This window comes from Rhodococcus maanshanensis NBRC 100610 (genome assembly GCF_001894865.1).
Classification (GTDB): Bacteria; Actinomycetota; Actinomycetes; order Mycobacteriales; family Mycobacteriaceae; genus Rhodococcus_G; species Rhodococcus_G maanshanensis.
Map to the genome: position 1 here is coordinate 1 of NZ_BCXA01000055.1, position 14,364 is coordinate 14,364.

The 14,364-nt window shown below is 70.1% G+C and carries 14 protein-coding genes and 1 pseudogene; 4 read left to right on the forward strand and 11 right to left on the reverse strand.

Annotated elements, in window-relative coordinates; translation table 11 throughout:
- The 5 genes and pseudogenes from RM1_RS27255 to RM1_RS23040 form a co-directional block, all read right to left on the reverse strand.
- Positions 1-892 (reverse strand): ABC transporter ATP-binding protein (locus tag RM1_RS27255; RefSeq protein ID WP_439958211.1); only part of this gene is annotated, 892 nt, incomplete at its 3' end.
- A gap of 246 nt (positions 893-1,138) precedes the next feature.
- Positions 1,139-1,954 (reverse strand): annotated as a pseudogene (locus RM1_RS27260) (ABC transporter transmembrane domain-containing protein); the annotation flags it as partial.
- A gap of 209 nt (positions 1,955-2,163) precedes the next feature.
- Complete coding sequence (locus tag RM1_RS23030) at positions 2,164-2,925, reverse strand: ABC transporter permease (RefSeq protein ID WP_072753965.1); 762 nt, start codon at positions 2,923-2,925, stop codon at positions 2,164-2,166.
- Positions 2,922-3,875 (reverse strand): ABC transporter ATP-binding protein, encoded by a 954-nt coding sequence (locus tag RM1_RS23035; protein ID WP_072753966.1) that lies wholly within the window; start codon positions 3,873-3,875, stop codon positions 2,922-2,924. The genes RM1_RS23030 and RM1_RS23035 overlap by 4 nt, the downstream gene beginning before the upstream one ends.
- Positions 3,876-3,946: 71 nt before the next feature.
- The gene (locus tag RM1_RS23040) at positions 3,947-4,804 is read right to left on the reverse strand and encodes an LLM class F420-dependent oxidoreductase (RefSeq protein WP_072753967.1); all 858 of its coding nucleotides are present in this window, start codon (positions 4,802-4,804) and stop codon (positions 3,947-3,949) included.
- Positions 4,805-4,915: 111 nt separating this feature from the next.
- On the opposite strand from RM1_RS23040, the gene RM1_RS23045 reads away from it, so the two are divergent.
- Both RM1_RS23045 and RM1_RS23050 read left to right on the forward strand, forming a co-directional pair.
- Complete coding sequence (locus tag RM1_RS23045; RefSeq protein ID WP_072753968.1) at positions 4,916-6,094, forward strand: YbfB/YjiJ family MFS transporter; 1,179 nt, start codon at positions 4,916-4,918, stop codon at positions 6,092-6,094.
- 40 nt (positions 6,095-6,134) lie between these two features.
- Positions 6,135-8,090: an HNH endonuclease signature motif containing protein gene (locus RM1_RS23050; RefSeq protein WP_072753969.1), complete on the forward strand. Its 1,956-nt coding sequence runs from the start codon at positions 6,135-6,137 to the stop codon at positions 8,088-8,090.
- Between the two features lie 534 nt (positions 8,091-8,624).
- Here RM1_RS23050 and RM1_RS23055 read toward each other — a convergent pair.
- The 3 genes from RM1_RS23055 to RM1_RS23065 form a co-directional block, all read right to left on the reverse strand.
- Entirely contained in the window at positions 8,625-9,254 is a 630-nt protein-coding gene (locus RM1_RS23055) for a DUF305 domain-containing protein (RefSeq protein ID WP_072753970.1), read from the reverse strand.
- Between the two features lie 66 nt (positions 9,255-9,320).
- Entirely contained in the window at positions 9,321-9,785 is a 465-nt protein-coding gene (locus RM1_RS23060; RefSeq protein ID WP_072753971.1) for a DUF6153 family protein, read from the reverse strand.
- 23 nt (positions 9,786-9,808) lie between these two features.
- Positions 9,809-10,483: a hypothetical protein gene (locus RM1_RS23065; protein WP_072753995.1), complete on the reverse strand. Its 675-nt coding sequence runs from the start codon at positions 10,481-10,483 to the stop codon at positions 9,809-9,811.
- 131 nt (positions 10,484-10,614) lie between these two features.
- On the opposite strand from RM1_RS23065, the gene RM1_RS23070 reads away from it, so the two are divergent.
- On the forward strand, positions 10,615-11,463 hold the full coding sequence (locus RM1_RS23070; protein ID WP_072753972.1) for an AraC family transcriptional regulator: 849 nt from the start codon (positions 10,615-10,617) through the stop codon (positions 11,461-11,463).
- Positions 11,460-11,873: a VOC family protein gene (locus RM1_RS23075; RefSeq protein WP_072753973.1), complete on the forward strand. Its 414-nt coding sequence runs from the start codon at positions 11,460-11,462 to the stop codon at positions 11,871-11,873. Before RM1_RS23070 ends, RM1_RS23075 begins: the two co-directional genes overlap by 4 nt.
- Here RM1_RS23075 and RM1_RS23080 read toward each other — a convergent pair.
- From RM1_RS23080 to RM1_RS27220, 3 genes are read right to left on the reverse strand one after another with little or no spacing between them, the layout of a single operon-like run.
- On the reverse strand, positions 11,843-12,886 hold the full coding sequence (locus RM1_RS23080) for a glutathione S-transferase family protein (RefSeq protein ID WP_072753974.1): 1,044 nt from the start codon (positions 12,884-12,886) through the stop codon (positions 11,843-11,845). The two genes, RM1_RS23075 and RM1_RS23080, sit on opposite strands and share 31 nt — an antisense overlap.
- Before the next feature lie 33 nt (positions 12,887-12,919).
- A complete protein-coding gene (locus RM1_RS23085; RefSeq protein ID WP_343286936.1) occupies positions 12,920-13,468 on the reverse strand; it encodes a GNAT family N-acetyltransferase in 549 nt (182 codons plus the stop codon).
- Positions 13,419-14,270 carry a phosphatase PAP2 family protein gene (locus RM1_RS27220; protein ID WP_343286937.1) on the reverse strand — a complete coding sequence of 284 codons (852 nt, stop codon included), beginning with the start codon at positions 14,268-14,270 and terminating at the stop codon, positions 13,419-13,421. Before RM1_RS27220 ends, RM1_RS23085 begins: the two co-directional genes overlap by 50 nt.
- Positions 14,271-14,364: the final 94 nt, after the last annotated feature.

The following is a 14,364-nucleotide window of genomic DNA, read 5'->3' on the forward strand; positions in this document are numbered from 1 at the left end:
CCGCGACGTCGCCGAGGGCGCCCGCCATCGGCCCGCCACCACCGCCCCCGCCGCCGCGGCCGGGGGCGCCGCCGTGCCCGTGCCCCGCCGACGCGGCCGGATTGTCGGAGACGATCGCGTCGAACTCGGTGGGCGGCACCGTCTCGGGCCACAGTTGGGCGTCGGTCGGTTCGGGCCCGGCAGGCACCGGGGCCGGATCCGAGTGCGCGCCCTCCGGGTCCGGGTCGGCGAGCAGTGCCCGGAACAACGGACAGCGCTCGTCGAGCTCGATGATCGTCCCGCTGTCGATGATCCGGCCGTCGTCGAGGACGGCGACCCGGTCCGCCAGGGTCAGCGTCGAGCGTCGGTGCGCGAGTATCAGCGTGGTCCGATCGTGCTGGGAGCGCAGGGTGTCGAAGATCGCGGCCTCGGTGGCGGCGTCGACGGCCGACGTGGCGTCGTCGAGGATCAGCAGCCGGGGGTCGACGAGCAGCGCGCGGGCCAGCGCGACCCGCTGGCGCTGGCCGCCGGAGAGGGTGAGCCCGCGTTCCCCGACGACGGTGTCGTAGCCGTCGGGCAGCGCCTCGATGAACTCGTCGGCCTGCGCCATCTTCGCGGCGATCGCGATCTCCTCGGCGCTGGCGTCGGAGCGGCCGAGGGCGATGTTCGCGGAGATGGAGTCGGAGAACAGGAACGGCTCGTCGAAAACCAGCCCGACGGCCTCGCGCAGCTGGTCGGCGCGCAGGTCCGACACGTCGACGGCCTGTCCGTCCGAGGTGAGTCCGACGCTCCCCGCGGTGGGCGCGTAGAAGCGCGGGAGCAGCAGCGACAGTGCGGTCTTGCCGGATCCGGCCCTGCCGACGACGGCCACCGTCTCGCCGGGAGCGATATCGAGGTCCAGGTCCCGCAGCACCTCGCGGCCGGTCTCGAAGCCGAACGTGACGCCGCGCAGCCGGACCCCGATCGGCCCCGGCGGCAACGGGATCGGCCGTGCCGGGTCCGCGACCGACGGCTCGGTGTCGATCACCTCGTAGACGCGTTCGACCGCCGCCCGTGACAGTTGGGCCATGATCACCACCGACGACAGCAGGCGGCTGATGTTCGACATGGTCGCCACGTAGGTCGCGAAGGCAAGGAAGGTGCCGACCGAGATCGAGCCGCGCAGCGCCAGTGCCCCGCCGAGGGCGATCACCCCGACCAGTCCGAGCTGCGGTAGCGCGGCCATCGTCGGGGTGAACCGCGAATTGATCCTGGCGGCCCGCATCCGTTCGGCGTACAGGCTGCGGCCGAGGCCCTCGAGGCGCTGTACCGCCCTGGCCTCCTGCCCGAATCCCTTGACCACCCGGACTCCGGTGACGGTCTCCTCCACGTGCTGCGCGAGGTCGGCGGCGCGTTGCTGGGCGGACCATGTGGCCGCGTACAGCTTGGGCCGGATCAGCCAGACGACGAGCGAGACGGCCGGGACGACGAGCAGCGCGACAACGGTGAGCAGCGGGGAGAGGTAGGCCATCACCACGACCGCGAGCAGGAACTGGATCAGCGCGCCCGCGGACAGCGGGACCATGGCGAGCAGGCCCTGGACCAGCTGCAGATCGGTGATCGAGCGGGACACCACCTGCCCGGTGCGGATCTGGTCCTGGCCCGTGCCGTCGAGGCGTTGCAGCGAGCCGAGCAGCCCGAGCCGGAGGTCGTGCTGCACATCGATGGAGAGCCGACCGGCGAGCATCCGGCGACCGAACTGACAGCCGAACCGGACCACGGCCAGCGCCGCGATGGCCGCGGCCACGGTGGCGATCATCTCGGTGGCGCCACTGGTGGCGTCGTCGATCGCCATCCGGGTCAGAAGGGGGAAGGAGATGTCGATGATCGCGGCGATCACCGTGACCGTGAGCGCGCCGAGCACGACTGTCCGGTGGGCCCAGCATTCGGCCGTGAGCCGACGTATCCAGCCGCGTTCGCTCTCCGAGTTCGCCATCGAAAACCACGGTAGCCCCGGGGTCCGACGCGGGCGCCTCAGGCCCTAGGGCATGTCTCCCAATCCCCGTTTCGGCGCCCCCGGCGCCCATTCGCCGCCCCGCTGCGTTGTCGTCGGCGCCGATACAACCCCGGTATCGGCTTCTCCTCCGCCTTGCCGGACGACGAATGCTTCGCCGGGTGCATCCGAGTGGGATTGGGAGACACGCCCTAGGTGATGTCGCGGGCTCGCGTCAGCCACCAGCCGAGGCCGCCGGACAGCGCCGCCCAGGCCAGCAGGGCGATCGGCGCGAGCGGCCATGGCGCGGTGTCGGAGACCCCGTCGGTGGCCGCACCGAGCACGGTGGACAGGGTCAGCGCGCCGGGCAACCACTGCACGACCGATCCCGCGCCGAACCCGGCGAGGATCGCGCCGACGATCATCTCGCCGACCGGGTACCAGGCCAGCAGTGCGATTGCGGCGCCGATCGAGGAGGCGAACGCCAGTCCGAGTCCGGCCCCGATCAGCGACCAGGCGATGGACGTCAGCACCCCGGCGGCGAGCAGTCCCGCCAGCGCGCCGTCGAATTCCAGGGCGCCGCCGAAGGCGGTGAGACAGATCGCCGCGAGGGCGAGGGCCGCGATCGCGTACAGCGCGCCGAACGCCGCCGTCACGATCAGTTTCGCGGCGAGCACCCGGTCCCGGTCCGAGGAGGTGAGGAAGGTTGGAGTCAGTGTGCTGTACCGGAATTCGGTGCCCGCATTCACCGCCCCGAACAGGCCGGCGAACAGGGCAACCCAGCCGATCGTGACGAAGAGCCCGACGTTCGCCGCGCTGGTGGTGAGCTCGGCGTCCATGGTGGTGAGGGTGTCGTCGACGGCCGCGAAGATCGCGCCTGCGAACAGGGCGACCGCCAGCGGTGCGATCGCAAGCGCCCACCAGAAGCGCAGGGTGGTGACCTTGCGGAGTTCGGCGGTGAGCAGCGCGGTCATCGGGGACCTCCGTAGGGGTGGCCCGGCGGGTACTCGGCGGCATACCGGCCGGATGTCATCGACAGGAACACCTGCTCGAGGTCCACCGGCTCGGCGGTGGCGCCGAAGATGCGGACCCCGGCGGGCTGCGCGATGGCGGCGATCGTGTCGAGCTCGGCGCCGGTGACCGCGAGGCGGCCGTCGGGCAGCACCTGGGCGTCGGTGATCCCGTTGGCGGCCAGGGCGATCGCCAGGGTGGCGGGGTCGGAGCCCGCGATGAGGATCCGCCCCTGGCGTGAGCGCCGCAGTTCATCGATGCCGCCCTGGTAGACGAGGCGGCCCTCGTTCACGATGACCAGGCGGTCGACGGTCTGCTCCACCTCGCGCAGGATGTGGCTGGACACGAGGACCGTGCGGCCGGATCGGGCGAACGCCCTGAGGAATTCGCGCAACCAGGCGATGCCCTCGGGGTCGAGGCCGTTCGCGGGTTCGTCGAGGACCAGCATCTGCGGATCGCCGAGCAGGGCGGTGGCCAGCGCGAGACGCTGACGCATGCCGAGCGAGAAGGTGCCTGCCTTCTGGTTGGCGGCCTGTTCGAGCCCGACCAGCGCCAGCACCTGTCGGGCTCGGGAGTCGGGGAGTCCGGTCGCGGCCGTGTAGACGAGGAGATGACCGAGCGCGGTGCGGTTCGGGTGCAGGCTGAGCGAATCGAGCACCGCGCCGACCACGCGGGCGGGTTGCGTGAGCTCCGCGAACGGCACGCCCGCGACGGTGGCGCTGCCCGCGGTCGGCCGGATCAGGCCGAGCAGCATGCGCAGGGTGGTGGTCTTGCCCGCGCCGTTCGGGCCGAGGAACCCGGTGATCGACCCCTGTGGCACGGTGAAGCTCAGATCCGATACGGCGTCAACGGTTTTGAACCGCTTGGTCAGTCCGATCGCCTCGAGTGCCGCCGGGTATCCCCCTGCGCTCATGCCGTGCCCTCCCTCCGTGATGGCGTCAGCCTATCCGCGGAGGGAGGGGCGGGCCGATCGCCCGCGTGGTTTCAGTTCTGCAGGCCGAGCGCTGTGGCGAGTGCGGAGAGGGCGGGCAGCTGGTCGCCGTCGACGGGGAGTGCCTGGATGGCGACATGGTTCGCGCCAGCATCGAGGTGTTCGGTGAGGCGGGCGGCGATCGCGGCGGCATCGCCGTGCGCGACGAGGGCGTCGATCACCCGGTCGCTGCCGCCGTCGGAGAGTTCGGCCTCGGTGAATCCGAGCCGGGTGAGGTTCGCGATGTAGTTCTGTAGGTGCAGATACGGGTTCTCGACGACGGGGCGGCCGATCGCCCGTGCGGCCGCGGCGTCGGTGTCGAGCACGATCTTGTGCTCGGGTGCGAGAAGCGGTCCGGGGCCGAGCAACTCGCGCGCCTCGCGGGTGTGCTCGGGTGTGGTCAGGTAGGGGTGCGCGCCCGCGGTGCGGTCCGCGGCGAGCCTGAGCACGCGCGGCCCGAGGGCCGCGAGGACACGGCGGCCGGCGGGGACCCCTGCCGCGTCGAGTTCGTCGAGATAGGAGACGAGTGCCTGGTAGGGCTTCGCGTAGACCTGTCCGGAGTGCTCGGGATGACCGGCGCCGATGCCGAGCAGGAACCTGCCCGGGTGGCGCGCCTCCAGTCGGTGGAACGACGCGGCGACCTCGGCGGCGGGGGAGACCCAGATGTTGGTGATCCCGGTGGCGACGGTGAGACCGGTGGTCGCGTCGAGCAGGGACTCGGCGGTCACGAGGTCCGCGGGTGGGGAGCCGCCGAGCCAGACGGTGCCGTAGCCCAGTCGTTCCAGCGCCTGCCCGAACTCGGGAGTCGCAAAGTACGCGGGCTGCCACACACCGATTCGACCGAGGTCGGGGGTTTCTTCGATGACGCTCATGGGCTCTCCGTCCGATTTGCTTGCCATAGGGGTGCTTTGCGCAACCCCGAGTCGCGGGCGTTCATTCCGGCAGCTGATTCGGCGATTCTCGGCGGGTCTAGCCTGCTGGTCATGGTGGTTACCGGGGGCAACGATCGGATGCTCGTGCTGCGCGCGAGCCTCACGCTGGCCGTCGCCATGGGGCTGGGCCGGTTCGCGTTCACGCCGATCCTGCCGCTGATGGTGAGTCAGGCTGGGCTGACCGCGGAGTCCGCGGCCACGCTGGCGACCGCGAACTACCTCGGCTACCTGGTGGGCGCGGTGGTGGCGATCTTCGCGCACTGGATTCCAAGGAGCAGGGCGGCTCTGCGGGTCTCGCTGGTGCTGCTGATCGCGACGTTGGCGTTGATGCCCGCGGCCGAGTCGATGTCGCTGTGGTTGACGCTGCGGTTCCTGGCCGGTGTCGCCAGTGCGGTGCTGTTCGTGTTCACCGCGCGGGTGGCGCACCAGCAGGTCAGGGGCGGCGGGGACGGCGTCGGCTGGGTGTTCGGCGGCATCGGGGCCGGAATCGCGTTGTCCGGTTGCGCGCTTCTCGCGCTGGGGTCCGGCGGATCGTGGCGGGTGAGTTGGCTGGTGGTGGCCGCGTTGGCGGCGGTACTGGCGCTGTTCGCGTGGTCGCTGCCCGGCGGTGAACCGGTGGCCGCTGCCTCGGCGGGCGGGCCGACGCCGGTGTCGCGCCGGGCGCGGAGGAGGTTCGCCTGGCTGATGGCGGCCTACTTCTGCGAGGGCGTCGGATACATCGTGTCCGCCACCTTCATCGTCGCCGCGGTGGCATCCATCGGATCGGCGACCTGGCTGGGCGGCGCGGTGTGGATCGCGGTCGGGCTGGCCGGGCTGCCGTCCTGCGTGCTGTGGATCAGGCTGTCACGCAGGCACTCCCGGGTGGCGATGCTCGCGGTCGCCTTCGTCGTCCAGGTCGTCGGGGTCGGGGCCTCGGCGCTCTTCGATTCGGCGGCGGTGCAGTTGCTGGCGGCGCTGGCCTTCGGTGGCACCTTCATGGGGATCGTGATGCTGACGCTCGCGGAGGGCACCGAACTGGTGGGCCCGCGTGCCCCCGCGATCGGCACGGCGCTGTACGGGCTCGGCCAGGTGCTCGGCCCGTTGCTGGTCGCGCCACTGCTCGACACCGGCTACTCGCGCTCCCTCGCCGTGGCGGCCGGAATCCTGGTGCTCGGGTTGGCTTTTCTGGTGCCGCTGTTGCGGACCCAGCGGGTGAATGCGCCGGAACCGGAGCAGGTCAGCTCACGCTGAAGCGCCATTTCTGTCGGATCCCCGGCGTACCATCGCATGTATGTTCGAGACCGGTGGTGGGGTCGGGGTCGGCGAGGTGAGGTCCGTCGTTGAGGCGGAGGTCGCCTCGCTGCTGGCCGATGTCGCCGCTCTCGACGAGGTGACCGTGTCCTGTCGGGCGGAGAATCGGTTCGCGGCGCGGAAGGTGTTGGCGGCGGGCCGGTTCTGGGAATCGTGGATCGAACGCGATGTGCGGTTGGGGTCGGGCGACATCGTCGACTGCGGCAACGGCGCGATCGCCGAGCTGGCGGTGCGGATGGGCTGCTCGAAGACCGTGGCCGAGTCCTACGCGTCGTTGGGCATGGACCTGCGGCTGCGACTTCCCTCGGTGCGGGCGGCCTTCGAATCGGGTGAGCTGGACCTGCCTAGGGTGCGGGCGATCGCCCGGGAGACGACGGGGCTGAAGCCGGAAACGGTGACTGCGTTGGAGCCGGGGATCGTGGCGGCCGCACGACAGCTGACGCCGGGACCGTTGGCCGGGGAGATCAGCCGGCTGGTCTCGGAGTTCTCGGCGGAGGAGGCGGCAGCGCAACGAAACACCGCGCAGGAGTTGGGGCGCCGGATCGTCAAACGCTCGCGCGGGAACACCTCCACCATCGAGGTCACGGTGTCCCCGGAGGAGGCCGAGCAGGTGATGCAGCTGGTCGCCGAGTTCGCGGCCACGGTGTGCCCGTACGACAAGCGCGGTAAGCGGTGTCGGCTGGTGGATTCGGTGCTGGCGATCATGCACGGCGAGCCCTACCTGCAGTGCAGCTGCGGGCGTGAGGACTGCACCCAGGCCGGACGAACCGCCCTGCCTGGTCGGCGGGCGCCGCTGACGCAGGTCACCATAGATGTCGCGACGCTGCTCGGGCTGCTGTCGAAGCCCGCGTACCTGCACGGCCACGGGCTGATCGACCCGGAGCTGGCCCGCACACTGGCCGCGGACGGAACGTGGCAGGCACTGCTCACCGAGGCACTGAACCTGGCCGAGGAGCTCGGGCTGGTCACTCGCGGCGAGGCCGCCAACAGTGGCGCCGACGGCGAGGGTGGCGACAGCGATGCCAACGGCCTGGCGGCCGCAGGAACCGCCGAAGACATTGTTCCGGAGCCGGAGCCGGAGCCGGAGCCGGAGCCGGAGCCGGAGTCGGAGCCGGAGTCGGAGCCGGAACCAGGGACAGGGACAGGGACACGCAAACAACCGGAGGGTCCAGTCGCCGAGTCTGTCCCCGCCGAGGCGGCACCGCCCGACCCCGACTCGTCGCCCCCGCCACTACCGCTGCGGTTCTGCCTGCGGTCGTTCATCGCCCGTGGCAGCCGCCGAAAAGCCGGGTATGTCCCCGAATTCGGGATGACCGCGTCGCGACCTTCCACCGCATCACCTCCGCGGAAGGAGCATCGGCGCTCGATGCAGCCAGACGGCAGTGCGCCGCCGATGCGTCCTGGTTTGGTCACACCGCTGGTCCCGACCAGCATCGGCACCATCACCGATGCGGTCCTCGCCGCCATAGACGACCCGACCCTGGCCAGACCCGAACACCCCGACGGACACGGCGGCCACACCACCCCACCCGACGGCGCCCTCACCTACCGCCCCGGCGCCGCCACCACCGCACTCGTCCACGCCCGCGACGGACACTGCCGATTCCCCGGCTGCACCCGACCCGCCGCCGGATGCCAACTCGACCACATCATCGAGTACCGGGCCCACGACCCCATCGCCGGCGGCTGGACCATCGCCGGCAACCTGCAATGCCTCTGCCAGTACCACCACCAACTCAAGACCCTCGGATTCTGGAGCGTCACCGCGCTGCCCGGCCACACCCTGCGCTGGACCTCCAGCACCGGTACCACCGCGATCACCCTCCCCACAGGCGCCCACGGCAGCCACACCCCGCACACCCCCACCCCACGCATCACCGGCCGCCGCGGCCACGCCCCGCCGCCAGTAACACCGCCGGACCCGCCACCGTTCTGAATGCGCACGTCCCCGTGGCCATCGAGGTGACCACGGGGGCGTGCGGCAGGGTTCGAGCGACTACTCCCGGGCATCGACTTCTTCTGGCTCCGCTAGGCGAAACGCCCAAGCCCTCCTCGGCGATAGACAAGGTAGGGCGGGGAAATCTCCCGAAATCAATGAGGTGAACCAAGATGGGTAGCGTCGGAATCGATTTCAATCTGGCATTCGATGCATTTTTGAAGTGGTTGAAGGTTACGTTCGGCCTCGGCGGAGGTGCCGGCATCAGCTAAATCAAGAGCCCTTGAGCGAATGGCCTTCTGTAACGAATCTCGAATCTGCCAGGGGCCATTCTCTTTTTGCGTGGATCGCTGGCATCGCCGGGCGGATCGCGGGATTCTCCTCTGGTTCAGTACCTTTCACTGCCCCCAGTCGACGCGCTGAAATCAAACGAACCCCGCATCGTCAGTCTCCTTGGTTGCTCCACACCCAAATCTGAACGCGCGCACGCCCCCGCGGCCACCAGGGTGACCACGGGGACGTGCGTTCGGGCGACTACTGCCCGAGCATCGACTTCATCTGAGTGATCTCGGCCTCCTGGCCTGCGATGATCTTCTGCGCGAGCTCCTCGACCTGCTCGCTCTGTCCGTCCTGGACGATCGTCGTTGACGAATCCACCGCGCCCTGATGGTGCGCGATCATCATCTCGAGCCACGCCCGGTCGAACTCGGCGCCCGAGGCCTGCTCGAGCTGCGTCATCTGGTCCGCGGTCATCATTCCGCCGCCGTCGCCATGGCCCATGTCGGCATGGCTCATGTCGGCCGCCATCGTGGGCACGCCCCACTCGGTGAGCCACCCCGTCATCTGCGCGATCTCGGGGTCCTGGGCGGCCTTGATCTGGCCGGCCAGCGCCAACAGTTCGGCGTTCTGGGTGCGGCCCTCGGCGAGCTCCGCCATCTCCACGGCCTGCTGGTGATGCGGAATCATCATCTGCACCCACATGACGTCGGCGTTGTTGTGCGCTTCCGGCGACGCGGACTGGGCCGAACTCGAGGTCATGGACGCCCCGCCCATCGAATCCATCGAGTGGCCGGATCCGGAGTCGTCGTCGGAGCAGCCCGCGATCAGGGCGACGGCGGCAGCGGCTGCGGCGATCAGGCCGGCGGTCTTGGTACGTGTGTTCATTGTTGTTCCTTGGTCTTTCGAGCGGATCAGTGGCCGAACTGCGTCGGGCGCGACGCAGTGGCCCTGTCAGACCCGCAGAAGGCACAAGGTGGCAAGGCGATTCGAGATGGGCGCGGCGAACGGCGGCCCGCGGCCGGTGTAGGTGACGGCGGACCGGCCGCGCCGCATCCGCGTGCCCGCGCCCGACGGGAGGCCGAACGCGATCAGGGACATCGCCAGCAGCACCGCCGAGAGCAGCACCGCGACGCACGCGTTGAGCATGTGGTGGCCGCCGGTGTGATCGGCGGGCCGCTGGTCCGCGGGCGCGGCCGCATGGGCCGAGGTGTCGGGGTGTTGTGCCACCGAGGTGGGCTCGAATCCGGTCATCGCCTCGTGTGCCACGCTGACCGCCGCCGGCGAACCGTGCGCCTGACCGCCTACCTGCACGGCGGCCGCGACGTGATGCATCGCCAGCAGGCCGCACACCAGCGCGCCGAGCAGCAGCGCGCACGACAGTGCGGCGCGCTGCTGGGCGAGGCGGAGCCGGTCCATGCCTAGACGATACCCTGCGGGGGTCAGGTAGTGAGTTCCAGCTGCCACCGCGCGGGTGCGGGCCCGAACGCGTCGCGCGCGTTGTTGATCACGCCCTTGCCGATCGCCCGGTTTCCGGTGCCGCCGATCACCGCGCCGATGCCTGCGGGCACCAGCTTGCCCAGGATCAGCGCGCTCCTGCGGGCCGCGTACTTGGTGACGAACTTGTGGATCAGCTTCCTGTTCATCCCCGAAATCGTCTGCGCAGGGACCCGGGTGATGAGCGAGCCCCAGTTCTTAGTGGTCGCGCCGACGGCCTTCTCCACGATCTCCATTCCCGATGCACCAAGCGCCACCGCGAGGACCAGGGCCCGGCGCTGTTCGTGCTGCTGCACCGAGATGCCGTGCACAGAGGCGATCGCCAGCGTCAGCAGAGCGGAGGCCTCCAGGAAGAACACTGACTCGGCGCCGACCGCCGCGATCGAGCCGACCGTGCCGATGCCTGGCACCGCCGCTGCCGCGCCAACCGCGCCGCCGCTGCCGGTCACCGCGGTGAGGAACATCCGCTCCATCCGCTCCACGATCTGCTGGGGATTCTCGTCGGGATGCGCGCGGCGGACGCGGTCCACATACTTCTGGACAGCGGGCCCCTGCAGCTTGGCGCCGTTGTCGAGCAGCGACACGATGACCTGCTCGATGCGTCCCAGCTTGTCCGCCATGGTCTTCCCCTTCGTCACGGCCAGCACCGTCCGCGGCCGAACTCCCTACCAACGGTCGGCCCGGTCATGTTGTTCCTGACCCGGGCACATCATCTCTGGATGCGACGCAGATCACTGCCTACGCTGAGTTCATGACCGGGCACTCGGAGGGTAGACGTGCATCGCCCGCGCCGCCCCTGCGCCCGTTTGTCGCCCCCTACGAGGGGTATCGGCTGGCGGGGTTCGAGCCCGGTTCGCACCTGGGCCTGCCCTCGCCCTACCTGACCGTGATCATCGCGCTCGACGCCCCGCTCGAACTCGCGCGGATGTCCGATCCGCGGCAGCAGCCCGGCGTCTGGGGCACCCTCGCCAGCGGCCTGTCCATCGCCCCGGTCACGATCCGGCACGACGGCAACCAGCACGGTGTCCAGCTCGCTCTCACCCCGGCCGGGTCCCGGGCACTGCTGGGCGTGCCCGCGGCCGAGCTGGGCGCCTGGGTCGTCGAACTCGAGGACCTGCTCGGCGCCGACGCCGCCGAGCTGAGCGACCGGATCGCGGCAGAGCCGTCCTGGGAGGCGAGGTTCGCGGTGCTCGACGAGGTGCTGTCCCGCCGCCTCGCGGACGCCGAGATCGACCCACACCTCGCACACGCGTGGCAGCTACTGACGGCCGCCGACGGTGTGGTCAGGGTCGGCCAGGTGGCCCGCGAGATCGGTTGGAGCAGAAGGCACCTGGTCGGCCGGTTCACCGCCGAGTTCGGGGTCAGCCCCAAGGAGGCGGCCAAGCTCGCGCGGTTCCACCGCTCGCACCGACTCCTGCGCGCCCAACCGTCCATCTCGCTCGCCGATGCCGCCGCCCGGTGCGGCTTCTACGACCAGGCGCACCTGGCGCGGGACTGGCGGGACATCGTCGGGATCCCGCCCTCGCGGTGGCGGGCCGAGGAGTTGTTCTCATTCATCCAAGCGGACCAGACGTCAGAAGGAGCAGTGTCGAGGGCATGACCGCACAGACGACCAACACGACCACAATCTGGCCGACACTCAGCTACGCGAACGCGCGCGGGGCCATCGCGTTCCTCGTGGAGGCCTTCGGGTTCATCGAGACCGCCGTCTACGGCGAGGGGGAGCGGGTCGACCACGCCCAGCTCGACTGGCCGGGTGGCGGTGGCATCATGCTCGGCTCGCAACGCCCGGACTCCGCCGTGGGGGACCTGCCGACGGGTGTGGGCTCGGTGTACATCGTCGTACCGGACCCCGACGCGCTGTACCGGCGCGCCGCCGACGCCGGGGCCACCATCGTGAAGGGGCTGACTGACGAGGACTACGGCTCGCGCGGGTTCACCTGCCGCGACCCGGAAGGCGTGTACTGGAGCTTCGGCACCTACGCGGGGGAGCCGCCGAGGACCCAGTGATCGGCGGGGACCACCTCGTCGGGCTTCGGCGGATGCGGCGGCGTGCCGTCTCCGAACGGCCTGCCACCCAACGCGTCCCTCCCGTGCGGCTCGAGCCAGTTGGCGAGATCGGGCCCCTTGGGGATGATCTGGGTCGGGTTCACATCGGAGTGCACCACGTAGTAGTGCTCCTTGATCTGCGCGAAGTCGATCGTGTCGCCGAAGCCCGGTGTCTGGAACAGGTCCCGCGCGTAGTCCCACAGCACGTGCATCTCGGTGAGCTTGCTGCGGTTGCACTTGAAGTGTCCGTGGTAGACGGGATCGAACCGGACCAGGGTGGTGAACAGCCGGACGTCCGCCTCGGTGATGGTGTCGCCCACCAGGTATCGCTGTGTCGCCAGGCGGTGGGTCAGCCAGTCCAGCCTCGAGAAGAGCCGGTCGTAGGCCGCCTCGTACGAATCCTGCGTGCCCGCGAAACCACAGCGGTACACGCCGTTGTTGACGTCCTTGAACACCAACTCGGCGACCTCGTCGATCTCGGGTCGAAGCGCCTCCGGGTACAGATCGGGTGCGCCCTCGCGGTGGAACTGCTTCCACTCGGTCGACAGGTCGAGGGTGATCTGCGGATAGTTGTTGGTCACCACCTGGCCGGTCGGGATGTCGACGATCGCGGGCACCGTGATCCCGCGCGGATAGTCGGGGAAGCGGGCGAAGTACGCGTCCTGCAGGCGCGGGATCTTCAGCACCGGGTCCACCCCGCCGGGATCGAGGTCGAAGGTCCAGCTCCGCTGGTCGTGCGTCGGCCCGCAGAGGCCCATCGACAGCACGTCCTCGAGGCCGAGCAGGCGCCGCACGATGATGGCCCGGTTCGCCCATGGGCAGGCGCGCGCGACGACGAGGCGGTAGCGGCCGGCTTCGACCGGGTAGCCGTCGCGACCGTCCGCGGTGATCCGGGTTTCGATGTACCGGGTGTCGCGGGTGAACTCCTTGCCCGCTTCGACGTACGAGCCGGTTGTGCTGTTCTCGTCGGTCACTGTTCATCAACTCCGTCGGCGGTGGGCAACAGTTCACACGGTACTTCGCGGAAGCGTGGCCGCGGTATGGACTCCGAGCTCCTCGTAGCCGAGCGATGCGGCCAGCCTGCGCGACGCCGTGTTGCCGGGGTGGCTGCGCCACTGCGGGATCAGGCCGGCGTCGATCGCATCGTTGGTCGTCAGCCGGGCCACCACGGCCCCGTGTCCGCGCCTGCGATGATCCGGCGACGTGAGCGCGCCCATGTGGGCCAGGATGCCTTGCCATTCCACGTATCCGGACGAGGACAGCGGAGTCCCGGCGTCGTCGACGAGCGTGAACCAGTTCCGCTTGCCGGTGAGGTCGGCCTCCGCGACGTCGTCGGGCGGGCAGGCCGACTGCAGGGCCAGCACGTGCTCGAGGTCGTGCGAGATCAGCGGATCCTCGCGGCCGATCTCGGTGCCCACGTCGGCGGCGAAGGACAGAAGTCGCGGGCCCGAACAGCTACCGCCGTGGTCCTTGGTGATCGTGAGCATCGTCGCGCCGTCGGTCAGCTCATCGTCGGTGTGGTGCTCCGCCCGTTCGATCGCCCAGTCCGGGCCCACCAGCGCGCTCGCCCCGGCCAGCCGGAGGAACCGGACCCGGTCGGAGGTCTGGTCCACCCGGATGTGCCGGATACCCGGCCGGGCCAGGCCACGATCCGGCAGTCCCAGTTCCCTGGCCCAGGCCAGGGCGATGATGTCGATCTGATGGGCGTCCACCCTGGCCACGGTATCGGTCCCGGCGCTCGGCGCACGCCGGCCACAGCATCGCGGCCCAGCCCGCGACGACGAGCACCGCGGCGATCACGTCGCTCGGGCGATGCCACTGACAGATCATCACCGCGGAGCCGGCAGCCGCGGCAGCCGCGCACGTCAGCGCTGCCGCCGCCGACCGCGAGCCAGGCGTCAGGACCATCGCCAGCCCGACGGCCAGCGAGGTGATCACCGTGACGTGCCCACTGGGCAGGGTGTTGTGTGCACCCCAGCCGAGGTAAGGCCGGTCGAGCAGCATCTTGACCACCTGGGTGGTGAGGTTCGCGCCCGCGATCACCGCCAGCGCGACGACGATCGAGCGCGGCCGGCGACGGATCAGCCCGATGAGCACGATCGCGCCGATCGCCGCGGCGATGAATGCCGCGTTCACCGCGCCGAGCAGGGCGAAGCCCGCCTCGTGCCAGGAGTCGGGTGCGGCGTTCGCGGCACGCATCGCCTGCTGGTCGACGAGCTGGCCGCTCTCGGTGGTGACGAACACCGAGTGCACGACCATCAGCGCGATCGCGCACATCGCCGCGATCGTCGCGCCAGGGAGGTACCGCGGCGCGTGGCGACCGGCCTTCCGCTTCGACGTCCACATTCGAACCAGCATGCCGCGCCCACATGAGAGCTCCGTGAGAAAAGCCGTTGCCGAAGACAGTTCCACGCCGTATATTCCATCTGGACTAATTGGCACGGAATAGGCG